Annotated in this window: 23 protein-coding genes; 17 read left to right on the top strand and 6 right to left on the bottom strand. The window is 74.8% G+C overall.

What is annotated here, in order from left to right:
* Position 1: 1 nt before the first annotated feature.
* Genes SM450_RS13825 through SM450_RS13835 form a run of 3 tightly spaced genes read right to left on the bottom strand, consistent with a single transcriptional unit; the run spans position 2 to position 4,141 of the window.
* Positions 2-3,400: an ATP-binding protein gene (locus SM450_RS13825; protein WP_474620137.1), complete on the bottom strand. Its 3,399-nt coding sequence runs from the start codon at positions 3,398-3,400 to the stop codon at positions 2-4.
* A 49-nt stretch (positions 3,401-3,449) separates the two neighbouring features.
* Positions 3,450-3,812, bottom strand: a complete 363-nt coding sequence (locus SM450_RS13830; protein WP_089157613.1) for a hypothetical protein — start codon at positions 3,810-3,812, stop codon at positions 3,450-3,452.
* A gap of 14 nt (positions 3,813-3,826) precedes the next feature.
* Positions 3,827-4,141 carry a hypothetical protein gene (locus SM450_RS13835; RefSeq protein WP_474620138.1) on the bottom strand — a complete coding sequence of 105 codons (315 nt, stop codon included), beginning with the start codon at positions 4,139-4,141 and terminating at the stop codon, positions 3,827-3,829.
* A gap of 360 nt (positions 4,142-4,501) precedes the next feature.
* Between SM450_RS13835 and folP the strand changes: the two genes are divergently transcribed.
* The 7 genes from folP (at position 4,502) to SM450_RS13870 (ending at position 9,055) form a co-directional block, all read left to right on the top strand.
* Complete coding sequence (gene folP / locus SM450_RS13840; RefSeq protein ID WP_474620139.1) at positions 4,502-5,380, top strand: dihydropteroate synthase; 879 nt, start codon at positions 4,502-4,504, stop codon at positions 5,378-5,380.
* Entirely contained in the window at positions 5,377-5,736 is a 360-nt protein-coding gene (gene folB, locus SM450_RS13845; RefSeq protein WP_474620140.1) for a dihydroneopterin aldolase, read from the top strand. Before folP ends, folB begins: the two co-directional genes overlap by 4 nt.
* Positions 5,733-6,260: a 2-amino-4-hydroxy-6-hydroxymethyldihydropteridine diphosphokinase gene (folK, locus tag SM450_RS13850; protein WP_474620141.1), complete on the top strand. Its 528-nt coding sequence runs from the start codon at positions 5,733-5,735 to the stop codon at positions 6,258-6,260. The genes folB and folK overlap by 4 nt, the downstream gene beginning before the upstream one ends.
* Positions 6,257-6,787, top strand: coding sequence for a DUF3180 domain-containing protein (locus SM450_RS13855; protein ID WP_474620142.1), 531 nt, complete (start codon positions 6,257-6,259; stop codon positions 6,785-6,787). The genes folK and SM450_RS13855 overlap by 4 nt, the downstream gene beginning before the upstream one ends.
* A 120-nt stretch (positions 6,788-6,907) precedes the next feature.
* Positions 6,908-8,140: an ABC transporter permease gene (locus SM450_RS13860; protein WP_474620143.1), complete on the top strand. Its 1,233-nt coding sequence runs from the start codon at positions 6,908-6,910 to the stop codon at positions 8,138-8,140.
* 39 nt (positions 8,141-8,179) lie between these two features.
* Positions 8,180-8,482: a hypothetical protein gene (locus SM450_RS13865; RefSeq protein ID WP_281586290.1), complete on the top strand. Its 303-nt coding sequence runs from the start codon at positions 8,180-8,182 to the stop codon at positions 8,480-8,482.
* Between the two features lie 81 nt (positions 8,483-8,563).
* On the top strand, positions 8,564-9,055 hold the full coding sequence (locus SM450_RS13870) for a hypothetical protein (protein ID WP_474620144.1): 492 nt from the start codon (positions 8,564-8,566) through the stop codon (positions 9,053-9,055).
* Positions 9,056-9,078: 23 nt separating this feature from the next.
* Here SM450_RS13870 and SM450_RS13875 read toward each other — a convergent pair whose 3' ends face one another.
* On the bottom strand, positions 9,079-10,071 hold the full coding sequence (locus SM450_RS13875) for an ABC transporter ATP-binding protein (RefSeq protein ID WP_474620145.1): 993 nt from the start codon (positions 10,069-10,071) through the stop codon (positions 9,079-9,081).
* 2 nt (positions 10,072-10,073) lie between these two features.
* Here SM450_RS13875 and SM450_RS13880 point away from each other — a divergent pair, with 2 nt between their 5' ends.
* The 4 genes from SM450_RS13880 to SM450_RS13895 all read left to right on the top strand — a co-directional run bounded on the left by SM450_RS13880 (position 10,074) and on the right by SM450_RS13895 (position 14,987).
* A complete protein-coding gene (locus SM450_RS13880; protein ID WP_474620146.1) occupies positions 10,074-10,763 on the top strand; it encodes an ABC transporter permease in 690 nt (229 codons plus the stop codon).
* A gap of 55 nt (positions 10,764-10,818) precedes the next feature.
* Complete coding sequence (locus tag SM450_RS13885) at positions 10,819-11,541, top strand: ABC transporter permease (protein ID WP_474620147.1); 723 nt, start codon at positions 10,819-10,821, stop codon at positions 11,539-11,541.
* Between the two features lie 200 nt (positions 11,542-11,741).
* On the top strand, positions 11,742-12,746 hold the full coding sequence (locus tag SM450_RS13890; RefSeq protein ID WP_474620148.1) for a glycine betaine ABC transporter substrate-binding protein: 1,005 nt from the start codon (positions 11,742-11,744) through the stop codon (positions 12,744-12,746).
* A gap of 132 nt (positions 12,747-12,878) precedes the next feature.
* Entirely contained in the window at positions 12,879-14,987 is a 2,109-nt protein-coding gene (locus SM450_RS13895) for a hypothetical protein (protein ID WP_474620149.1), read from the top strand.
* Positions 14,988-15,091: 104 nt separating this feature from the next.
* Here SM450_RS13895 and SM450_RS13900 read toward each other — a convergent pair whose 3' ends face one another.
* The gene (locus SM450_RS13900) at positions 15,092-16,261 is read right to left on the bottom strand and encodes an NADH-quinone oxidoreductase subunit D (protein WP_474620150.1); all 1,170 of its coding nucleotides are present in this window, start codon (positions 16,259-16,261) and stop codon (positions 15,092-15,094) included.
* A complete protein-coding gene (locus tag SM450_RS13905; RefSeq protein ID WP_474620459.1) occupies positions 16,258-17,277 on the bottom strand; it encodes an SAM-dependent methyltransferase in 1,020 nt (339 codons plus the stop codon). The genes SM450_RS13900 and SM450_RS13905 overlap by 4 nt, the downstream gene beginning before the upstream one ends.
* Before the next feature lie 175 nt (positions 17,278-17,452).
* Between SM450_RS13905 and SM450_RS13910 the strand changes: the two genes are divergently transcribed.
* The 6 genes from SM450_RS13910 to nadC all read left to right on the top strand — a co-directional run bounded on the left by SM450_RS13910 (position 17,453) and on the right by nadC (position 23,386).
* A complete protein-coding gene (locus tag SM450_RS13910; RefSeq protein ID WP_474620151.1) occupies positions 17,453-18,388 on the top strand; it encodes a Rossmann-like and DUF2520 domain-containing protein in 936 nt (311 codons plus the stop codon).
* Positions 18,382-19,230, top strand: a complete 849-nt coding sequence (gene panC / locus SM450_RS13915) for a pantoate--beta-alanine ligase (protein WP_474620152.1) — start codon at positions 18,382-18,384, stop codon at positions 19,228-19,230. The genes SM450_RS13910 and panC overlap by 7 nt, the downstream gene beginning before the upstream one ends.
* 28 nt (positions 19,231-19,258) lie before the next feature.
* A complete protein-coding gene (gene panD, locus SM450_RS13920; RefSeq protein ID WP_474620153.1) occupies positions 19,259-19,684 on the top strand; it encodes an aspartate 1-decarboxylase in 426 nt (141 codons plus the stop codon).
* A gap of 105 nt (positions 19,685-19,789) precedes the next feature.
* Positions 19,790-20,683 (top strand): septum formation family protein, encoded by an 894-nt coding sequence (locus tag SM450_RS13925; RefSeq protein ID WP_474620154.1) that lies wholly within the window; start codon positions 19,790-19,792, stop codon positions 20,681-20,683.
* 61 nt (positions 20,684-20,744) lie between these two features.
* Positions 20,745-22,493 (top strand): L-aspartate oxidase, encoded by a 1,749-nt coding sequence (locus SM450_RS13930; protein WP_474620155.1) that lies wholly within the window; start codon positions 20,745-20,747, stop codon positions 22,491-22,493.
* A complete protein-coding gene (gene nadC, locus SM450_RS13935) occupies positions 22,490-23,386 on the top strand; it encodes a carboxylating nicotinate-nucleotide diphosphorylase (RefSeq protein WP_474620156.1) in 897 nt (298 codons plus the stop codon). Before SM450_RS13930 ends, nadC begins: the two co-directional genes overlap by 4 nt.
* Positions 23,387-23,392: the final 6 nt, after the last annotated feature.

Here is a 23,392-nt window from a genome sequence, read left to right on the forward strand (position 1 = left end):
GTCACGCCTCCAGGTCAGCCAGCACGGTCGGGAGTTGCCCGGCGGCCTGGGCGACCGCGGCGGGGGTGGTGTCCAGGTGGGTCAGCAGCCCGTCGACGTACGACACGTCGACCCGGACCTTCTGCACGCGCCCGTCGACGTCGCGCATGACGAACTCGCGGAAGCCGAGCCGGTTGGCCGAGCCGCTGTCGGCCTGGGAGAGCGAGGCGAGGGTGGCCTCGTAGCCGTCGTCGACCGGCACCCGCAGCAGCCGCAGCGCCTCGGAGGCGATTTCGCTGTCCTCGGCGATGCGGCCGACGAAGACTGTGGAGACGAGGTTCTGCACGTCGAGCCCGAGGATGTCCTTCGGGTTCTGCGAGGCGACGAGCGCGGCCAGGTTCCACTTCCGGGAGTCGCGGGCGAGCCGGACCAGGAACGACCGCCCGGAGCGCCAGCCCTCCATGAAGTGCGCCTCGTCCAGGCCGACAAGTTTCCGGGAGGACATCGAGCCGCCGTAGCAGCGGCGGACCGCGAGCCGGTGCGCGGTGTGCAGCATCGGCAGGGCCAGGGCCTCCTCGGCCGACCAGTATTCTCGCTCGATCTTGAGGTCGGGCAGCCGGAGCCCGGCCATGGTGATCACGGTGAGCGCGGCGTCGGCGCCGAGCAGACCTTCCGGCGGCCGGCCGAAGAAGAGCATGGCCAGCGGCATCTCGGCGGTGTCGAGCAGCAGGTTCGCCAGCTCGCGCCCGGCGTCGTCGTCGAGCCCCTGGAGGCAGGTGACCACGTCGTCCAGGGTGGACGTCTCCTCGGCCGGCACCTGGCGTACGGCGTGCCGGAACAGGGTGGCGGTGGACGCCTCCCGGGCGACCTGCGGCGGCACCAGCATCATGCAGATGTCCTGCACGAGCATCCGGCGTTCGGCCCGGGCGTTGGAGACGGCGATCTCGAACTCCCGGTCGCCGGCCGCCCCGGTGGCGAACTCGCTGCGCAGCGGCGTGGGGATCAGCGCGTACGGCGCCAGGGTGCCCTGCTCGGAGCCGGTGAGGTTGAGCACCCGCGAGTAGGGCGCCAGCTCGGGCATGGCGCAGAGCCGGGCCAGCGGGCCGGACGGGTCGAGCAGCGTCACCTGCACGCCGCGCCGGGCGGACAGGTAGCCGAGCGCGCCGAGCAGGGTGGATTTGCCGCCGCCCGGTTCGGCGACGAAGACGGCGAGGCCGGAGCGCTCGCGTACCTCCATCGGGAAGTGGAGGTCGAGGAAGACCGGCCGACGGCAGGTGCCGGCGGTGCGGCCGATCAGGTCGCCCCGCCGGTCGCCGACGGTGGACGCGGCCTGCGGCAGCGCGGCGGCGAGCAGGTTGACCGGCATCCGCCGGACGTATCCGGTGTTGGCGATCGGCTCGCCGGGGATGAACTCGCGGGCCAGCCAGTCCTGGTTCTTCGGGTGCTGGAGCGAGATCCGCAGCTCGCGGGAGTAGAGCTGGATGAGCCGCCGGGCCCGTTCCAGGCACTCCTCGCGGGTGCGGCCACCGACGGCGATCCGGTGCCAGCCGTGCGCGCGGGCCGAGTCGACAGGCAGGCCGGTGGTCATCTCGTCGCCGATCACCAGCGCCCGCTTGGCCAGCCGTTCCAGCTCGGGCGGCGCGTCGATGCCGTGTTCGGCGTAGTCGAGCTGCTGGGAGCGGATCATCCGGAGCCGGTGTTCGAGGTTCCGGAAGGAGTCGTTGGGGCCGAGGATGTCGACGCGTGTGGACAGCTCCATCGGCCACGGCAGGCGCTCGTGGAAGTGCAGCCAGGGCTCGTGCCGCTCGGGGATCTCCAGCGGCTCCATCCGGCCGACCGCGAGCACGGCCACGTGCCGTTCCTCGCCGGTCATCCGGTTGACCAGCTTCACCGTGGAGCCGTAGGGGGTGCGGTAGCGCTCCACCTGCTCGGTGAGGGCAAGCAGGTCGCCGCGTTCCCATCGGCCGTTGGTGATCGGAGAGAGGACGCCGGGCGGCGCCATGCAGAGCGCCACCGAGCGGTAGAGCAGCCACTCCAGCTCGGGCGCGCTGACCCGGCGACCCCGCATGCCGAACGCGCCGAGCACCTCGTCGAACTGCTCGACGGTGCGGCCCAGCCGGCGTCGCTCGCCGTCGGCGGTGCCCCGGCCGAACGTGCGCAGCAGGCGTTCGGTGAGCGAGTCGCCGAGCGACCGGCGGGCGAAGGTGACGCCGAGGTAGGTCTGCCCCTCGGCGTGGTTGACCGACATCAGGTGCCGCTGGGCGGCGACCAGATGATCGGCCCAGCCGGTGGTGCCTGGTACGTCGGGCAGCGGCGCGGCGGTGTGCGCGTCGATCGTGCGGGCCCACTCGTCGGCCGGGAAGGGCCGGGTGGTGCGGCGCAGGTGCAGCCGGAATCCGGCCAGGCCGGCGTACTGCTCGGAGATCGCCGAGAGCAGCGCCTCGCGTTCGGCGTCCGGGCGGAACGCCCAGCGCACCTCGGGCAGCCAGTACCAGGCGGTGACCGTGTTGGGAGTGAAGGTGAGGTGCCCGGCGATCTCGGTGATGGCCAGTTCGACCGAGGGGTCCCGGTCGCCGAACTTGATCTTCGGGGCGCGGACCCGGACCGGCTTGGCCGGCTTGTTCCGGCGTTCGGTCGAGCGCTGCCGGGGCGGCGCCACCTCCCGGTGCGCCGGCCGGCTGACCTCCCGGGACGGCGCGGCCGGCACCGGATGGGCGTCCCGCCGGTCGGGTTCGGGCTCCCGCCGATCGGCGCGGTGGGCCGGCCCGCGCTCCTCGACGGGCGTCACCGGCGCGACGACGGGCTCGGGGGCGGGCTCCGGCGTGGCGGTGGGTCGGAGGGCGGGAAGCCTGTCGCCCGGCTGCGTCGGCACCCGGTTGCGGGCCGCCGGTGGCGGGTCGAGCGCGGGCGGCTCGACGGGCGCGGCGAGCGCCGGCTCCGGGCGGGGTCGCCCCACCGCGCGTACGCCGGGGATGTGCTCCCGGGCCGGCGGCTCGGGCTGGACCTGTGGTGCGGGCTCGACCGGCACGGCGGGCTGGTGCGGGATGGGCAGCGCGTCGCGGCCGACACCGCGTCGGGGCGGCGCCACCACGGGCTCGATCGCCGGCGCCGGTGGGGGCGGTCCGGCGGCCGGCGCGGGGCGGCGGACCCGGGGCTGCGCGCCGCCGAACAGGTCGAGGAAGGGCGAGTCGATGTCGCCGTCGGGGCCTACCGGCTCGCGCGGTTCGCCGCCGCGGGGGGCGAGCGGACGCGGCGGTTGGAAGACGCCGACCCGGCCGTGCCCGGGGCTGGTGACGAGCGCCGGGTCGAGGACGACCTCGTCCAGCTCCTCGTCGGGCGGGTAGTCGAACGATCGCGCACGGTTACCGGGGGGCCCGGCCGGGCGCCCGGCCGGGGAACCCGGCGTGGAAGAGCGACTCATGCGACCGCCTCACCCGCGTCGTTCGTCTGCGCCATCGGCGTACGCCTGGTCATGCCAGTTCCTCCCGGATCCTGATCCGGCTCGCGACGAGGCGCGGGTCCCGCAGCTCGGCGGCCGGCTCCCGGGTGCGTCGCCAGTCGGTCAGCGCGGTCCGGATGACCATGCGCGCCGGCCGGTCCGGGTCGACGTACCGGAAGATGAACGAGGTCGTCACGATGGCGAGCGAGATCTCCCAGGCGGGGAAGAGCTCCACCTGGAGCGTGAACAACCAGTGGATGAACACGTAGAGGGGTACGAGCAGCATGAACAGGCCGTACTGGGCGTACGGCAGGTGGACCGGAAGGGTGTAGCCGGGCGGCCCCAGGTAGACCAGGCGAGCCCGGTAGATGTCGTCGTCGGTGCGCAGCCGCATCGTCGCCCAACGCCCTACTCGAAGATCAGGTTGATCAGGTAGTCGCCGACGAAGAAGAGTGTGGCCGCGCCGGCGATGAAGGCCAACCCGATGATGGCGATGGCCGAGCTGGTGAGCACCTTGGAGATCTCGCCCCGGCTGGCCCGGCCGATGAAGATCACTCCGAGGACCGCGAGCAGGATCGGTGCGACCTTGCTGGCGAAGAAGGAGACGACGTTGTCGGTGTCGATGCCCTTCGGGGCCGGCTCGGCGAGTGGAGTCGACGCCAGGGTGTGGAGCGCGTGGTCGACGGCGGTCGACGCCGTTGCCATGAGCTCGATGGCGATCACTGGAAACCTCCCCAAGGGTCGCGGCCGGCGGCGCCGCGATGGTGCAGTTAAGGCAAGCCTGGCGGGATGGTGCTCGTCAGGAACAGCGCCGTCGACGCTGGGTCCGTCACCCACCACGTACGGTGGTGAGCTTTGGGCGGATTCGTCCCGCTTCGGCCCTCCCTCCAGGCTTCGCCATCTCGATGCCGGGCAATTCCAAAGCGTACGGGCCGGCCACCTTTGCGACAAGCCGCGAAGAGTGGACCCCGATCGACCCGGACGACCGATCGTACACCTGTTCCAATGCGCACGTCAGGGGTGGCGGATCCGCGGCGCGCCCGGTGACCGGAACCCCTGCCGGCGAACGGTACTGTCGGGTCCGTGACCGATCTGGTACGAGCGGACGCCCCGGTGGTGATGGGCGTTCTCAACGTCACCCCCGACTCCTTCTCCGACGGCGGCAGATACGCCGGTCTGGACGCCGCCGTCGCACACGGGGTGCGACTGCGCGGGGCCGGCGCGGACCTGGTCGACGTGGGCGGCGAGTCCACCCGGCCCGGCGCCGACCGGGTCGACGCGGAGACCGAGACCGCCCGCGTGCTCCCGGTGGTCCGGGAGCTGGGCGCCGCCGGCATCCCGGTAAGCGTCGACACCACCCGGGCCCGGGTCGCCGAGGCCGCGCTCGCCGCCGGCGCCGACGTGGTGAACGACGTCTCCGGCGGACTCGCCGACCCGGACATGGCCCGGGTGGTCCGGGACGCCGGTTGCCCCTGGGTGCTCATGCACTGGCGGGGCCACTCCCGCGACATGCGCGACCTGGCCACCTACACGGATGTGGTGGCCGACGTCCGGGCCGAACTGGGCCGCCGGGTCGACGCGGCGCTCGCCGCCGGCGTCGCCGCCGACCGGATCATCGTCGACCCCGGGCTCGGCTTCGCCAAGACCGCCGCGCACAACTGGGAACTCGGCGCCCGCCTGCCCGAGCTGGTCGACCTCGGCTTCCCGCTGCTGTTCGGGTCCAGCCGCAAGTCCTACCTGGGCCGGCTGCTCGCCGACCCGGCGGGCGGGCCCCGCCCCACCGACGGGCGGGACGCCGCGACCATCGCGACAAGCGTGCTGGCCGTGGCCGCCGGCGCCTGGGGGGTACGCGTGCACGACGTCCGCGGCACCGCCGACGCGCTGGCCGTATGGCGGGCCACCGGCAGCCCGCGGCTGGCGACCGCCACGCGGGCCGGCGCCGGCAGCGGGGCGGACCGATGACCGACCGGATCGAGCTGACCGGCCTGCGCGCGCACGGCCGGCACGGCGTCTACGACTTCGAGCGCGCCCAGGGGCAGGAGTTCGTGGTCGACGCGGTGCTCGAACTCGACCTGGGCCCGGCCGCCCGCTCCGACGAGGTGACCGACACGGTGCACTACGGCGAACTGGCCGACCGCCTGGTCGCGGTGATCACCGGAGAGCCGGTGAACCTGATCGAGACACTCGCCGACCGGCTGCTCGCGATCTGCCTGGCCGAGCCGCGGGTCGCCGCCGCCACGGTGACCGTGCACAAGCCGGAGGCCCCTATTCCGCACGCCTTCCGGGACGTGGCGGTCACCATGCGGCGTACCCGGTGACCCGGGCCGTGCTGTCGATCGGCAGCAACCTCGGCGACCGCCTCGGCCACCTGCGCGGCGCGGTGGCCGCGCTGGGCGACGGCGTGGTGCTGGTCTCCGGCGTCTACGAGACTCCACCGTGGGGGGACGCGGACCAGCCCGCGTACCTCAACGCGGTGGTGATGGTCGCGGACCCGGCGGCGGAGCCGGGCGACTGGCTGGCGCGGGCCCGGGCCGCCGAGGCGGCGGCCGGGCGGACCCGCGACCCGGCCCGGCGGTACGGTCCCCGCACGCTCGACGTGGACGTGATCGCGGTCTGGGACTCCGCCGGTCAGCCGGTGCTCGCCGACGACCCCGAGCTGGTCCTGCCGCACCCCCGGGCGCACCTGCGCGCCTTCGTGCTGCGGCCGTGGATCGACATCGAGCCGCACGGCCGGCTGCCCGGGCACGGCTGGCTGACCGACCTGCTCAACGCCGAGCCGCTGGCCGCCGACGCCCTGGAACTGAGCCCCCGGCCCGATCTGACGCTAGAGTCGGACGCATGAGTACGGCCCGGTCCCCGCAGGACCCCGACCGCTTCCGGATGGGTCCGACCCGGGCTTCCACGCTTGTGGTGGCCGGCCTGGCCGCCGCCGCGGTGGCCTGGCTGCTGATCAGCGGCTTCTACTACGACTTCGCCCCCGACCTGCCCTGGCTTCCGGTGATCACGCTGGCCGGGCTGGCCGTGCTTGAGGGCTACGCGGCGGTCAACACCCGCAGCCGGATCGAGCGGCGGCCCGGCCGGGAGCCGGTGAACCCGCTGCTGGTCGCCCGGTTCGTGGTGCTCGCGAAGGCGTCCGCGTTGGCCGGCGCCATCTTCGCCGGCTTCTACGCCGGGTTGGCCGGCTGGCTGTTCGTGGAGCGGACCAACGCCGCCGAGAGCGACCGACCGGCCGCGGTGGCCGGGCTCCTCGCCTCGCTGGCGCTCGTCGTGGCCGCGCTCTGGCTGGAGCGCGCCTGCCGGGTGCCCGAGCAGGAGGACGACGAGGACCGGGAGCCGGGCGACCGCGAGACACCGCGCGGGCGTCGCTGATTCCGAGGCTTCCCCCGCCCTCCGCCCGCAGGTACCGTCCCTGGCGACCGGAGAGCGACGGCCGCACCGGTCCGCCCGCGGGATGGGCCGGAGACGCGGCCACCTGGGAGGCGCGCGCTGATGGGGTACGACGAGCCGGGCCGGACGGCCCCACCGGAGACGTCGTCCGGCGTGCCCGCCGCCGTGCTGGAGAACATCTTCGACGACCCGTCCCACGGTGAGCCCGGCCGGGACCGGATCGCGGTGCACGTGGTCTGGGAGTTCGTGCTGCTGGCCGGGCTGGCGGCGGTGACCTGGCAGCTCTGGCGGTCCGACTCGGACGCGCTGCGCGGCGGCGCGCTGAAGACGCTGCTCGTCGACGTGGCCGCGCTCGGCCTGCTCACCCTGGCCGCCGGCCTGGCCCTGCGGGCCGCCGCGGTGAACCTGGCGATCGGCCCGGTCGCGCTTGCCGCCGCGTTGCACTTCGCCGAGCAGGGCGACCGGGGCGCCCGGGAGGCGCTGCTCCCGGCGCTCGCGGTGGCGGCGGCCGGCGGGCTGGCGCTCGCCCTCGCCGTGGTGGTGCTGCACGTGCCCGGCTGGGCGGCCAGCCTGGCCGGTGCGGCCGGCGTGATCGTCTACCTGGAACGGCGGACCACCCCGGTCGCGGTCCAGGGCGAACACGACCCCCGGCGCGCCGCGCTCTACCTCTTCGTCGGGTTCGCCGCGGTCGCCGTCCTCGGTGGTCTCTTCGGCACGATCAAACCGGTGCGCCGGCTGATCGGCCGGTTCCGTCCGATCGCCGACCCGGCCCGGCGGCGCGGTGCCGTGGCCGCCACGGTGACCGCGCTGGCCCTGGTCGGCTCCACGGTGCTGGCGATGCTCGGCGGGGTGCTGATCGCCGCGAACGGCAACGGCCCGGTCGAGCCGGGCACCGGGCTGGACTGGACGGTGCTGGCGGTCGGCACGGTGATGCTCGGCGGCACCAGCGCGTACGGCCGGCGCGGCGGCGTCTTCGGCACCCTGCTCGCGGTCTGCCTGGTGGCGGTCTTCCTGGCCTGGACCGTGGTGCACGACTGGACGATCAGCCGGTGGGCGGTGGGCGGCGCCGTTCTCGGCGGCGGGCTGCTTGTCACGCGGCTGGTGGAGACGTTCGGTAGGCCCCGCCCGGCCCCGCCCGGCGCGGGCGCGCCCGGTCCGCTCCGACCGGCCGGCGACGGCGTGGTCAGCGGTGGCTGGGCGATGACCCCGGCGCCCGGGCCGGCCGACGCCTGGCCGTCGGTGCTGCCGGAGCGGAACACCGACACCCCGGTCGACGCCTGGGAGGCGCCACGCTGGGAGAACGAGCCGCGCCGCTGGGACGCCGACGACCGTTGACGCGCGCCGGACGTGATCTCGCCGGTTAGGCTCGGCGGCATGACGGAGACTCCTGCCCCCGGCGGCCGTACCTTCGACGAGCTCGACAAGCTCCCCACCGAGGAGTTGCGCGAGCAGGCCTTCCACCTGGCCCGGGAGCGCCGCGACGTGGGGTTCTTCTGGTCGGTGCTGCGGCACCTGCCGAACGCCGACGAGGCCGCCGCCCTGGACGGCGCGCCGAACTCGGTCGGACCCACCATCGACGAGGCAAACGCGCTGTGGCGGGAGTTGACCGGGCACGGCTACGAGGAGTCCGCGCCGCTGCTGCGCGCCGCCTTCATCGACTACCTGATGAAGCACTGACCGGTGGCCGCCCGCCGGCCGGCGGCCGGCGCGCGGCCGGGCAGGTTTGCCCGGCGCGGCGGCCCGGGAACTGATCGCCCCATGGCGCTCACCAACCGCCCCCGCACCATCCCCCGGTACGGCACGGCCGCCGGCACCGGCACGCTCGCCGCGTTCCTGCTCGTCGCGGTCGGCGGCAGCCCGATGTACGTGAACTGGGCGCAGGGCCACACCGACCCGACCGGCGCCGGTGGCTGGTTCCTGCGGCTGCTGGCCTGGCCGGCCTGGCGGTGGCAGGCGGACGAGGGGGTGCTCGCCACGAACCTGCGGGCGATCCTGCTGATCGTGCTGGCCGCGGCGCTGCTCTATCTGTTACCCGGCCCGCAGGTGGACCGGGTGGCGTCCTCGGGCAGCCAGTTCCTCTCCGGTTGGGGCGCGTACGCCCTGGCCGCCGGGCTCAGCGCGCTTGTGGCCACGCTCGTCGGGCCGGACGGCACGCTCTACGCCGCCTTCCAGGCCGCGAGCACCGGTGTCGCGTACGGCTTCTTCACCGGCTGGGTCGTCGGCCTGGCCAGCTTGGGTGGCCGGGCCTGACCCGGACCGGCGGTCTGGGCGGCTCAGTCCACCGCGCCCATGGTCAGCACCCGGGCCCGGGTGAGCAGTCCGAGCGGGTGGCCGTCGTCGGTGACCACGGCGTGGTCGGCGCCGGAGGTGAGCAGCGTGCCAAGCGCGTCGTAGGCCGAACTGCCCAACGGCACGGTGGGCAGGCCGGTCCTGTCGCCGGCCGGGAGCGGGTCGAGCACCGTGCGGGTCACCGGGGTGACCGCCAGCCGCCGGATGCCCCGGTCGGCGCCGACGAACTCGCGGACGAACGCTGACGCGGGCGTGCCGAGCAGCGCGGCGGGGGTGTCGTACTGCTCCAGGACGCCGCCCTCGGACAGCACCGCGATCCGGTCGCCGAGCCGCACCGCCTCGTCGAGGTCGTGGGTGACAAGCACGATGGTCTTGCGGACCTCGGCCTGGAGCCGGAGGAACTCCTCCTGCAACCGGGTCCGGACGATCGGGTCGACGGCCGAGAACGGCTCGTCCATCAGCAGCACCACCGGATCGGCGGCGAGCGCCCGGGCGACCCCCACGCGCTGCCGCTGGCCGCCGGAGAGCTCGTGCGGGTAGCGCCTGCCGAACTGCGCCGGGTCGAGGCCGACCAGCTCCAGCAGCTCGGCGACCCGGCCCCGGGTCCGCTCCCGCGACCACCCGAGCAGCCCCGGCACGGTGGCCACGTTGGCGGCGACGGTCTGGTGCGGGAAGAGGCCGACGTTCTGGATCACGTATCCGATGCGGCGGCGCAGCGTCACCGGGTCGACCCGGGTGACGTCGTCGTCGCCGAGCAGGATCCGTCCGTCGGTCGGCTCGATCAGCCGGTTGATCATCCGCAGCACGGTGGACTTGCCGCAGCCGGACGGCCCGATCAGCACCACCAGCTCGCCGGCCTCGACCTCCAGGCTCAGCTCGCGAACCGCCTCGGTGCCGTCCGGATAGCGCTTGCGGATGCGCTCCAGCCTGATCGAGGCGGCGCCGTGACCGGCGGGGGTCCCCGGGGTAACGTCCACGTGTGTTCCTCCACCTGAGCTACCGGGCCGCCCCGGGTAATCCGTGGTTCTCCTGGCAGTACGTGCGGGACAACTCTGACACCATCCTCGCGGCGCTGCGTGAGCACACCTGGCTGACCGCCCGGGCCGTGGTGATCGCCGCGCTTGTGGCGCTGCCGCTCGCGGTGGCAGCGTACTGGTTCCGGTCACTTGCCGCGTCGATCCTGGCGCTGACCGGGGTGCTCTACACGATTCCGTCGCTGGCGCTGTTCGCCTTCCTCGCGCCGTATCTCGGCATCGGCGCGGCGACCGTGCTCACCGTGGTGGCGCTGTACGCGTTGCTGGTGATCGTCCGTAACACGCTTGCCGGCCTGAACCAGGTGCCACCGGAGGTGCGGGAGGCCGCCGAGGGGATGGGGTACGGCAGGTGGGGCCGGCTGTTCCGGATCGAGCTGCCGCTGGCGCTGCCCGGCATCCTCACCGGCGTACGGCTGGCGACCGTCTCCACGGTCGCCCTGGTCACGGTGGGGGTGGTGGTCGGCCGGGGCGGGCTCGGCCAGCTCATCTTCGCGGGCTTCCAGAACAACTTCTACAAGGCGCAGATCATGACCGGCACCGTGCTCTGCGTCCTGCTGGCTTTGGTGCTCGACCTGGTCCTGGCCGGGGTGGGTCGGCTGCTCACCCCCTGGCTGCGCGGGCGGTCCTCCTCGTGAGCGCGAGGAGTGCAGCGCAGCGGAGCCCCGCAGTCGCGAACGGAAGGACAGCTCGGTGAACCCGGTGCAGGCGGCGGTGACCTGGCTCAACGACCCGCTGAACTGGACCAACCCCGGCGGCGTGCTGGACCGGCTCGGCGAGCACCTGAGCATGTCCGCCCTGGCGGTGCTGCTCGGCTGCCTGGTGGCCTGGCCGATCGGCCTCTGGCTCGGGCACAGCGGCCGGGGTGGTGGCGTGGTGCTGCTGGTCTCCAACGTCACGCTGGCGATCCCGACCCTGGCCCTGCTCACCATTCTGCCGCTGACCTTCCTCGGGTTCGGCCGGCCGTCCGTGGTGGTGGCGCTCGCGGTGTTCGCGGTGCCTCCGCTGCTGGCCAACGCGTACACCGGCGTCCGGCAGGCTGATCCGGAGGCCCGGGACGCCGCGCGCGGGATGGGACTGTCCGGTTGGCAGGTGCTGCGCCGGGTGGAGCTGCCGCTCGCGGTGCCCTACCTGGCGGCCGGTTTCCGGACCGCGGCCGTGCAGGTGGTGGCCACCGCCGCGCTTGCGTCCTTCGTCAACGGCGGTGGCCTGGGTCAGATCATCCGGGCCGGTTTCGGCCTCGACATCGCCGCCGGCGGGGGCCAGATCATCGCCGGGGGCGTCCTGGTGGCCGGCCTGGCGATGCTTGTTGAGGGCGTGCTCGCGGTGGTGGAGCGGATGGTCACGCCGCGTCCGCTGCGCCGGGTCCGGCGGCGGGCGAACCGCCGCGCCGCCGCGGCCACGGCCGGCGGCTGACCCACCCGTCCGGCGGGTTTGCTGAGGCGGCGGTCACAGCCGCGCGGCCGGCCGGTGACGATCGGATGACGAAAACCGCTCCGAGTTTGTCGGTGGGGTCGGTGAGGATGTTGGGTGAAGTCGCGGGCGGCGCACGGATCGCCCGTCGGACACGCGGCCGGCCCGAAGGGGTCGCGCCGGGACACGGAAGGCGGGCATTGATGCGCGCACGTTCACGGCTGGCCGCGGGGGCCTTCGGCGCCCTCGTCGCGGCGGGCCTCCTCACCGGCTGCGGCGACGCCGGCTCATCCGGCACCGACGCCCCCGAGGCGGGCGCCTCGGGCGCCGGTTGTGCCCCGGTGGCGGGCAACCAGTTGGTCGTCCTCACCGACGACAAGAAGCTCCAGAACACCGACAACGTCCTGCCGGCGATCAACGCGAAGGCGGCCACCCCGCAGCTCGTCGCCGCGCTGGACAAGGTCTCCGAGAAGCTCGACACGCCGAAGCTGATCCAGCTCAACCGGGCCGTCGACGACGAGCGGAAGACCCCCCAGGTGGCGGCGCAGGAGTTCGCCACCGCCAACGGCGTCACCGACGGGATCGAGAAGGGGTCGGGCGGCCAGGTGACAGTCGGCGCCGGCAACTTCAGCGAGAGTCAGACCGTCGCCGAGCTCTACAAGATCGCCCTCACCGCGGCTGGCTACCAGGTCAAGGTGCAGACCATCGGCAACCGCGAGCTCTACGAGCCGGCCCTGGAGAAGGGCCAGATCCAGGTCGTCCCGGAATACGCCGCCACCATGGCCGAGTTCCTCAACACCAAGGCGAACGGCAAGGATGCCCAGCCGGTTTCCTCGCCCGAGCTGGACAAGACGGTCGCGGCGCTCAAGACCGAGGGCGACAAGGCCGGCCTGGTGTTCGGTAAGCCGTCGCAGGCGCAGGACCAGAACGCCTTCGCGGTGACCAAGGCGTTCGCCGACAAGTACGCCGTGTCCTCGCTCTCCGATCTGGCGGCGAAGTGCTCCGGTCAGGCCACCGTGCTCGCCGGTCCGCCGGAGTGCCCGCAGCGGCCGAAGTGCCAGGCCGGGCTTGTCGAGGTCTACGACTTCAAGGCCGGCTCGTTCAGCTCGCTTGACGCGGGCGGCCCGCAGACCAAGAACGCGCTGAAGACCGGTTCCGCAAGCGTCGGCCTGGTCTTCTCCTCCGACGCCGCGCTCGCCGCGAGTTAAGCCACCGCCGCCGGCCGGCCACCCGGCCGGCCGGCGGCTCCACGCACGGGCGGGCAGCCCGATCAGCGGTGCGTGCATCCGACCGTGCCGACCCGTTCCCCTCGGGTGGAACTCTCGGTAGTCTGCTCACCCATGCCCGCCTCGGTCGCCCCCGCCGACAAGCGCACCCCGACGCTGCTGACAGTCCTGTTCTGGATCGGTGTGGGGCTGGCGCCCGTGGCGGCGCTCATCCTGCTGGTCGCCGACGGCAACGGCACGCTCCGGTTCGGTGCCGTGCTCGCGATTCTCGCCGTCGTGCTGATCGGCCTCTCCATCGCGCTGCGGGCCGACAACGGCGCCGGTGACGCCGCGACCGAGGAGCTGCGGGAGGCGTTGGAGCAGCTTCGTCGGGAATTGCGGGCGGAGATCGTGGCCACCGCCCAACGCGGCAACCAGGCGCTGGACCAGGCGCGACGAGCTGAGGAAGTAGCGGGCGCGGTGCGCCGCCGGCTCGACGCGGCGGCCGCCGGCCTGGCCGCCGCGCCCGCCGAGGAGCGCCCGGGCGGACGGGCCCGAGTGCCGGCCGCCGGGGCGTACGAGGCGGGGCGGGCGCAGTCGACCGGCCACGACGAGGACGCGTCGAGCCGGCCGGCGGGCGATCGCTACGGCGCCGACCAGCAGGCCGACCCGCCGCGAGCGGGTCGTCACGACACCGGGCGACCCGACACGTATGCCGTCGAGGGCCGGGCGCGCCCGGAGCCGCCCGGCCGTGATCGCGTCGCGGAGGAGCACACCGGGTTCGGCGGCCATGGGGGCGAGCCGGCCCGGCCGGGCGCGGCACGTGCGGAGGGCTACCGCGCGGAGCCGGCACGGTCCGGCGGACACGGCGCGGAACGGCCCTCCGGCGGGGTGTACGGGGCGGCGCGGGTGCCCGAGCCGGGCGCCCGGCCGGAACACCGCCCGGTCGGCGTGGTCCACCACACCGAGACCGTGCACGTCACCACCCGGCACACAATCGTGGGCGACGGGGGCGACGCGGCCGGTTCCCGGTACGGCGGATTCGCCGGTAGCTGGTCGCCGCCAGTGGACGACCGCCATCGGGACGAGCCGGTCGACCATCGGGCCGCCGGACACCGCGAGGCGGGCCGGGACGACCACCCGTGGCCGGGCCGATCCGGTGCGGCCGAGGACGCCTGGCCCGGGGGCCTGTGGTCCGGCTCCGGCGCGGAACGGTCCTGGCCCGACGCGCGGGACGACGGCCCGCCGGACGTCGGGGGCCGTCCTGGCACGCCCGGCGACGGACCCGGATGGGCCGGCGACGGTACCGGATGGAGGGGCGACGGGGCCGGGTGGGCCGGCGGCGACGAGCCGGTCCGCACCGGTGGCGAGCACCCCTGGGCGGGCGTCGGCCGGGCCGCCGGTGGCGAGCGGGGCTGGACGTCGCGGGAGGACGACGGCTGGTCCGCCGGCCACGACCGGGCACGTCCGGCGGACGAGCAGCGGCCCGGGTCGGGCGCGGAGCGGACCGGCTGGGCGGCGGGCGACCGCCCCGAGGAGCGGCCCTGGCCGGGCCGGCACGACGGCCCGGCGGACCGGAACGACTCACCGGTCCGCCCGGGTGCGTGGCTCGGGCCGGAGGGGCGGGCCGCAGCGGGCGCCTGGCCGGAGGAGCAGCCGGCGCCGGGCTGGTCACCGGCCGGACCGTACGACCCCGGAACATACGGCCGGGGAGCGTCGTCCGGTGAGTACGGCCGGGCGGCTCCGGTCGGGCCGTACGGTCGGACGGGGACCGCCGAGCCGGACGGGGAGCACTGGTCCGAGGCGCGCGCCGGCAACCGCTGGGCCGCGGTGCGCGACGACGGCCAGGGCCGGGAGGTCCGGGTCGGCGAACGGCGGGCCGCGGTGCACGCCGACGGGGGCGGGACCGAATACCGGATCGAGGACCGCTGGGCCGCTGTGCGGGGCGCGTCTGCCGGCGCGGACGCCGCCGGCTCGGCGCGTCACGATCCGGAGCCGGGCGGCGGCTGGCCCGGGGAGAACGCACCGGCGCTGCCGGCCGGTGGGGTGCCGGTGCCCGAGCAGTGGCGTCCGCCGACCCAACACGGCGGCCAGGAGTGGCGTCAGGTCGAGCCGGAGTGGCGGCAACCGGAGCCGGCGTGGCAGCAACCAGAGCCGGCGTGGCAGCCCGAGCCGGAGTGGCGCCGGCCGGAGCCCGGCGGCTACGGCCCGCCGCCCCGGGACACCGCCGACCGCTGGCGCTGACCGCGCACGCCGTCCGTCGACGCGACGGGACGGAACGGAACGCGACGGAACCGGACGCGACCCGACCCGACCCGACCCGACGCGACGCGACGCGACGGGCGAGATTACTTGTCGATGTCCCCGACCACGAAGAACATCGAGCCCAGGATGGCGATCAGGTCCGGCACCAGGCAGCCGGGCAGCAGGGTCGACAGCGCCTGCACGTTCGCGTATGAGGCGGTGCGCAACTTGAGCCGCCAGGGCGTCTTCTCACCCCGTGACACCAGGTAGTAGCCGTTGATGCCGAGCGGGTTCTCGGTCCAGGCGTAGGTGTGCCCCTCGGGCGCCTTGACGACCTTCGGCAGTCGCGTGTTCACCGGCCCGCTCAGCCGGTCCACCCGGTCCAGGCACTGCTCGGCGAGGTCGAGCGAGGCGTACACCTGGTCGAGCAGCACCTCGAATCGGGCGTGGCAGTCCCCGGCGGTCTTCGTCACCACCGGCACGTCGAGCTGGTCGTACGCCAGGTAGGGCTCGTCGCGGCGCAGGTCGAGGTCGAGGCCGGAGGCCCGGCCGACCGGCCCGGACGCGCCGAACGCGGCGGCGTCGGCGGCGGACAGCACGCCGACGCCGACGGTGCGGGCCAGGAAGATCTCGTTGCGCCGGATCAGATTGTCGAGGTCGGGCATCCGCCGGCGTACCTCGCCGATGGCGGCGCGGGCCCGGCCGGTCCAGCCGGCCGGCACCTCCTCCTTCAGGCCGCCGACCCGGTTGAACATGTAGTGGATCCGGCCGCCGGAGACCTCCTCCATCACCGCCTGGATGGTCTCCCGTTCCCGGAACGCGTAGAACATCGGCGTGATCGCGCCGATCTCCAGCGGGTAGGAGCCGAGGAACATCAGGTGGTTGAGCACCCGGTTCAGCTCGGCCAGCGCCATCCGGAGCCAGGTCGCGCGCTCCGGCACCTCCATGCCCATGAGCCGTTCGACGGCGAGCACAACGCCCAGCTCGTTGGAGAACGCCGACAGCCAGTCGTGCCGGTTGGCAAGCACGATGATCTGCCGGTAGTCGCGTACCTCGAAGAGCTTCTCCGCCCCCCGGTGCATGTAGCCGACGATCGGCTCGGCGGCGACCACCCGTTCCCCGTCGAGCACCAGGCGCAGCCGGAGCACACCGTGCGTCGACGGGTGTTGCGGCCCGATGTTGAGCACCATGTCGGTGCCGAGCTGCTCGCCGCCGGCCCCGGTGCCGACGGTCAGCTCGCGGAGGTCGCCGGCGTCCGTGGTCATGCCCGTCATCGTGCCACGAGCGGGCCGAGGGCGACGCCGACCGGCTGGCGCAGCCAGAAGTGCCCGCCGAGGCCGGCCGCGTCGGTCAGTTCGGCCGCCGCCGCCGCCGTGGCAAGCGCCCGCAGGTAGCCGGCCGGGTCCCGGGCGGCCAGGCTCAGCGGCGGTCGCACGCCGTCGGCCCCGAGCGCACGCAGCGCCTCCCGCTGCGACACCAGGGTGTACGCGCACCGGGCGACCCGCTCACCGGCGGAGGCGACCGAGTCCATGGCGACGTGCGCGGTCACGTCGCACGACCCGTCCGGCACCGGTGGCACCTGCCGCCCGTCCCGGTAGCCGGTCAACGTCCCGGCGATCGGCCGCGACCCGCGCAGGTGCCCGTAGTCCACGGCCAGCGCCAGCCCCCGCTCGACCCGCCCCACGGCCTGCGCCCACGCCTCATCCCGCGCCCGCCCGACCTCCGCCCGCCCCCACCCGCCCGACTGCCCGTCCCACCCGTGCCCGCCGTCCCACCCGTGCGGGCGGGACGGGAGGGGCCACCAGCGGGTGAGCCAGGCCGTGTCGGTGGGGGAGAGGGCGGGGCCGGGGGTTTCCTCGCCTGTGGTGGGGTTCACCAGGAGGTGGCGCCAGCCGGTCGGGGAGAGGACCGCCACGTCCAGGGGGACGTTGTCCAGCCACTCGGTGGCGAGCAGCAGGCCGGTGATCCGCTCGGGGATCTCGTCCCGCCAGTCGATCTCCGGCGGCAGTTCGGTGGGGCGGGCGGCGCGTTCCACAGCTGTCGGGCGGATGCGGGCGGCCAGGTCCGGCGTGACCTGCGCCAGCAGGGTGCGGAGCAGCTCGCCCCGGCCCGCGCCCACGTCGACGACGTCCAGCCGGGCGGGCCGGCCCAGCGCCTCGTCAAGCACGACGAGTTGACGGAGCAGGGCGGCGGCGAAGACCGGCGAGGCGTGCACGCTGGTGCGGAAGTGGGCCGCGGGGCCGGGGCCGGCGACGAAGAAGCCGCCCGGCCCGTAGAGCGCCCGCTCCATGGCGTCGCGCCAGCGCAGCGCGGGGGGTCCGGACGTCACCGTGCCGACCTTACGGCGCGCCGCCGCAGGCCCGGCGGGTGGCGGGTGTTGGTTTTCACACCTTCTTGTTTCCGGTCTGTCACCCCGGCGCATACTTGCCTCGACCGGTACCCCCTCCGAGGACTGGATCACTGCCATGAGCGCACCGCTGCGCCCGCGGGCCCTCCGCGCCCCGCTCGCCTTCCCCCGTACCCTCTCCGTCGGTGTGCTCGGCGCCGGCCGGGTCGGGGCCGTGCTCGGCGCGGCCCTCGCCGCCGCCGGCCACCTGGTGGTCGCCGCGTCCGGCGGGTCCGGCGCCTCCCGCGCCCGGCTCGCGCTGCTGCTGCCGCGGACCCCGCACCGTGCCGCGCCCGACGTGGCCCGCGCCGCCACCGACCTGCTGATCGTCGCGGTGCCCGACGACGCGCTGGCCGGCGTGGTCGCCGACCTGGCCGCGCGGGGCGCGCTGCGCCCGGGCCAGGTGGTGGCGCACACCTCGGGCGCGCACGGGCTGGCCGTGCTGGCCCCGGCGGTCGCCGCAGGCGCCCGACCGCTCGCGTTGCACCCGGCGATGACCTTCACCGGTACGCCTGACGACCTGTCCCGCCTGCCCGGCATCTCCTACGGGGTGACCGCTCCGACCGAGCTGCGCCCGTTCGCGGCCCGGCTGGTGGCCGACCTGGGCGGCGTGCCGGAGTGGGTGGGCGAGGCCGACCGGCCGCTCTACCACGCGGCGCTCGCGCACGGCGCCAACCATCTGGTGACCCTGGTCAACGACGCCGCCGACCGGCTGCGCGACGCCGGGGTGGACCGGCCGGAGAAGGTGCTCGCCCCGCTGCTGCGCGCCGCCCTGGAGAACGCGCTGCGCCTCGGCGACGACGCGTTGACCGGCCCGGTGTCCCGGGGCGACGCGGGCACCGTACGCCGGCACCTGGACCGGCTGGCCCGGACCGCGCCGGAATCCGTACCGGCGTATCTGGCGTTGGCCCGACGGACGGCGGACCGTGCGGTCGCGGCGGGGCGGCTGCGCCCGGCGGACGCGGCGGCGCTCGTGGACGTGCTGGACGGGATGGAGGTGGCTTCTTCGTGGTGAGCGTCGTGCACACCCGTAAGGATCTGGCGGCGGCCCGGGGCGGGCTGACCGGCACGGTCGGCGTGGTGATGACCATGGGCGCGCTGCACGCCGGGCACGGGACGCTGCTGCGGGCCGCCCGGGAGCGGGCCGACCACGTGCTGGTGACCGTGTTCGTGAACCCGCTCCAGTTCGGCCCGAACGAGGACTTCGACCGCTACCCGCGCACGCTCGACGCGGATCTGGAGATCTGCCGGCGGGCCGGGGTGGACCTGGTCTTCGCGCCCCCGGTGAGTGAGATGTATCCGGAGGGCCAGCCGACGGTTCGGCTGGACCCGGGTCCGCTCGGCGCGGACCTGGAGGGCCTGAGCCGTCCCGGTTTCTTCCACGGCGTGCTCACCGTGGTCCTGAAGCTGCTTCAGCTCACCCGCCCCGATCTGGCGTTCTTCGGGGAGAAGGACTACCAGCAGCTCACCCTGGTCCGCCGGATGGTGCGCGACCTGGACGTGCCGACCGAGATCGTCGGCGTGCCGACCGTGCGGGAGCCGGACGGCCTGGCCCTGTCCAGCCGCAACCGCTACCTCTCCGCCGAGGAGCGGCGGGCCGCGTTGAGCCTCTCCGCCGCGCTGCGCGCCGGCGTCGCGGCGGCCGAGCGGGGCGACGACGCGGGCGCGGTGCTGGCCGCCGCGCACCGGGGCTTCGTCCCGGGTACGCCGGCGGCCCGCCTCGACTATCTGGTGCTCACCGACCCCGACCTGGAGCCCGGCCCGGTCGCCGGCGCGGCCCGGCTGCTGATCGCGGCCTGGATCGGCGCCACCCGTCTGATCGACAACACGGCGATCCACCTCGCGCCGCGGCACTGACCCACCACGAATGCGGAAAGGCACCCCGATGCTCCGGACCATGCTCAAGTCGAAGATCCACCGGGCCACGGTGACCCAGGCCGACCTGCACTACGTCGGCTCGGTGACGGTGGACGAGGATCTGCTCGACGCGGCGGACCTGCTCCCCGGCGAGCAGGTCGCGATCGTGGACATCACCAACGGCGCCCGCCTGGAGACGTACGTGATCCCGGGCCGGCGGGGCAGCGGCGTGATCGGCATCAACGGTGCCGCGGCGCACCTGGTGCACCCCGGTGACCTGGTCATCCTCATCTCGTACGGGCAGATGGACGACGCCGAGGCGCGTGCCTGGCAGCCCCGGGTGGTGCACGTGGACGCCGACAACCGGGTCGTTGACCTCAATGCCGACCCGGCCACCGCCGCCCCCGGCACCGCCGGAGACCCCGTCCCCAACCCCCTGGCCGCCCTGGCCTGATTCCTGCCCGCGATCCCCTGGTTCGCGGTCTGTCACCGGAAGGTCATTTTCGGCTACCCTGAGCGGACCGTCGGAATCGACGGTCGTCGGGCTGGGGGAGGCGCGATGGGCCGTGCGATGCGGAGCCTCGTCGCCGCGGTGGTCGCGGCGGTGACGCTTGCCGGGTGTGCCTCGTCGGGCGGGCTGGACGGCGACCTCACCGACGACTGGGCGGCCTTCGCGCCGGCCGGGCCGTTCACCCCGGCGGCCGAGGTCTGCCAGGTCGCCGACTTCACCCCGACCCTGGCCCTGGCGGGCTACGACCCGGTCGACTGCGACCTGCCGCACCGGGTGGAAACCGTGCACGTCGGGGCGTTCACCGTCGACCGGGCCACCCCGCCGGCGCTCACCTCGCCGGAGTTGCGTGCCGCGTTCACCGAGTGCGACAAGCGGGCCGGCGCGTACGTCGGCGACGACTGGCGCGCCGGACGGCTCCGGCTGGGCGTGGCGGTGCCCACCGGCACCGGCTGGACGGCCGGGGCCCGGTGGTACCGGTGCGACCTGACCGAGTTGAACACGGTCGAGGCGGCGGCCGTCGTGGTGGTCCGGACGGGCAGCCTGCGCGGCGCGCTCAAGCCGCCGTCCCCGCTGCGCCTGGGCTGCCAGCGCACCGGCACGGACGGGAGCCGGGTGCAGCGGCTCACCCCGGTCGACTGTGCGGTGGCGCACGATGCCGAGTTCGTCGGGGTGTGGGTGGCGCCGGACCGCCCGTTCCCGAAGAAGCCGGCGGACTGGGCGCCGCTCTACGCCGGCTGCTATTCCGCCATCGCGCGCTTCTCCGGGGTGCCCGCCGACCCGATCCTGCGCTACCGCAGCGACGTGGTGGTCCGGCCGCCCGCCGCCGGTCGCTGGGCGGTCGGCGACCGCGGTGTCAGGTGTTACCTCTGGCTCAGCGACCGCAGGGTGACCGCCTCGCTGAAGGGCGCCGGCCCGACGCGCCTGCCGGTCCGGACGAGGTAGCCGAAACCACTCGTCCCGCCCCCGGCGCCCGGGCCGAGGACGCTTCGGGTTGACTGTGCCCATGGACCTACCCACCGTCGACCTGCCAGTGCTGCCCCGGCTGCTCGCCGCGCCCGCGCCCGGCTGGGTGGAGACCACCGACGTGATCGTCGTCGGCTCCGGCGTCGCCGGGCTGACCGCCGCGCTGCACCTGCGCGAGGCCGGCCTGCACGTCACAGTCGTCACCAAGGTCGACATCGACGAGGGTTCCACCCGCTGGGCGCAGGGCGGCATCGCCGCGGTGCTCGACCCGGCGGACAGCCCGGCCGCGCACGCGTACGACACCGAGGTCGCAGGCGTTGGCCTCTGCGACCCGGCGGCGGTCCGGGTGCTCGTGGAGGAGGGCCCGACCCGGCTGCGCGAGCTGATGCGGATCGGAGCGGAGTTCGACCGCAACCCCGACGGCTCGCTGATGCTCGGCCGCGAGGGCGGCCACCGGGCCGACCGGGTCGTGCACGCGGGCGGCGACGCCACCGGCGCCGAGGTGCAACGGGCGCTGCACGCGGCGGTGCGGCGCGACCCGTGGATCCGGCTGGTCGAGCACGCCCTGGTGCTGGACCTGCTGCGCGCGCCCGGCGACGGTCCGGGTGGGTTCGGCCCGGCCTGCGGGATCACCCTGCACGTGCTGGGCGAGGGCAGCGAGGACGGCGTCGGCGCGATCCTCGGCCGCGCGGTGGTGCTCGCCACCGGCGGGATGGGGCAGATCTTCGCGGCCACCACCAATCCGTCGGTCTCCACCGGGGACGGGGTGGCGCTGGCGTTGCGCGCCGGCGCGGCCGTCACCGACCTGGAGTTCGTCCAGTTCCACCCGACCGCGCTTGTCGTGCCGGCCGGCGGCCCGGGAGCCGGCCTGGCGCAGCAGCCGCTGGTGTCCGAGGCGTTGCGGGGCGAGGGCGCCCACCTGGTCGACGGCGACGGCAAGCGGTTCATGGTCGGCCAGCACGAGCTGGCCGAGCTGGCACCCCGGGACGTGGTGGCCAAGGGCATCCACCGGGTGCTGCGGACCACGGGCGCCGACCACGTGTTCCTGGACGCGCGGCACCTGGGCGGCGACTTCCTGGCCCGGCGGTTCCCGACCATCGTGGCGTCCTGCCTGGCCATCGGGGTGGACCCGGCGACCGACCTGATCCCGGTCGCGCCGGCCGCCCACTACGCCTCCGGCGGCGTCCGGACCGACCTTCGTGGCCGCACCTCGATCCCCGGCCTGTACGCCTGCGGTGAGGTGGCCTGCACCGGTGTGCACGGCGCCAACCGGCTGGCCAGCAACTCACTGCTGGAGGGGCTGGTCTTCGCCCGCCGGATCGCCGAGGACGTCGCCGCCGGGCTGCCCGAGCAGGCCCGGCCGGCGGAGACCGGCGCCTGGGTGGGCGGGCCGGGCCGGCTGGTGCCGGCGGCGGGCACGCCGGAGCTGCAACTGGCGATGTCCCGGGGCGCGGGCGTGCTCCGGTCGGCGGAGTCGTTGACCGCGACCGCGGCCACGCTGACCGGCCTGGGCGAGGGGCGGGGCGTGCCCCGTACCGCCGACTGGGAGGCGACGAACCTGATCACTGTGGCGTCGACGCTCGTCGCCGCCGCGTACGCCCGCGGGGAGACGCGGGGGTGCCACTGGCGGGAGGACTTCCCGGCGGCCGACGACAGGTGGCTGGGTCACCTGGTGGCCGAGGTGGACCCGAACGGACGGCTGGTCGAGCGTTGGGTGAGCGCGAGGAGTGAGCCGGTTTTGCGAGCCCCGCAGTCGCGAACGTCAGGAACAGAGGAGCAGAAACCATGATCGAGTCGACGGTGCGGGCGCTGCGGGACGGCGGGCTGGACCCGGAGCGGGTCCGGCGGGTCGTGGTGGACGCGCTGGCCGAGGATCTCGGCCCGGACTTCCTCGACGTGACGAGCGTCGCCACCGTCCCGGCCGACCAGCGGGACACCGCCGACCTGGTGGCGCGCGAGGACGGGGTGGTGGCCGGGCTGCCGGTGGCCGCCGCGGTGTTCGAGCTGGTGGGCGACGTGACAGGCGCCGGGCGTGCGGTCGAGGTGTCGCTTGTGGCCCACGACGGGCAGCGGGTGGCGCGCGGCGACGTGCTGGCCACCGTGACCGGGCCGACCCGGCTGCTGCTCACCGCCGAGCGGACGGCGCTCAACCTGCTCTCCCGGATGTCCGGGGTGGCCACCCACACCCGGGCCTGGGCCGACGCGCTGGCCGGCACGAAGGCGATGGTGCTCGACACCCGCAAGACCACGCCGGGGCTGCGGGCGCTGGAGAAGTACGCGGTCCGGGCCGGCGGCGGCACCAACAAGCGGATGGGCCTGCACGACGTCGCGATGATCAAGGACAACCACAAGCTGGCGGCGGGCGGGATCACGCCCGCGTTCCGGCGGGTCCGGGAGGCGTTCCCGGACGTTCCGGTGCAGGTCGAGGTGGACACGCTGGCCGAGGCGGTGGAGGCGGTCGAGGCCGGGGCGGGCTTTCTGCTGCTTGACAACATGACCCCGGCGCAGTTGCGCGAGGTGGTGGCCGTGGTGGGCGACCGGGCCGAGCTGGAGGCGACCGGCGGGCTGACCCTGCCGGTGGCCGCCGAGTACGGCGCCACAGGTGTCGACTTCCTCTCCGTGGGCGCGCTCACCCACTCGTCGCCGATCCTCGACATCGCCCTCGACCTGCGCGGTAGGTGACCGTCT

It is taken from the genome of Micromonospora marincola (genome assembly GCF_056150385.1).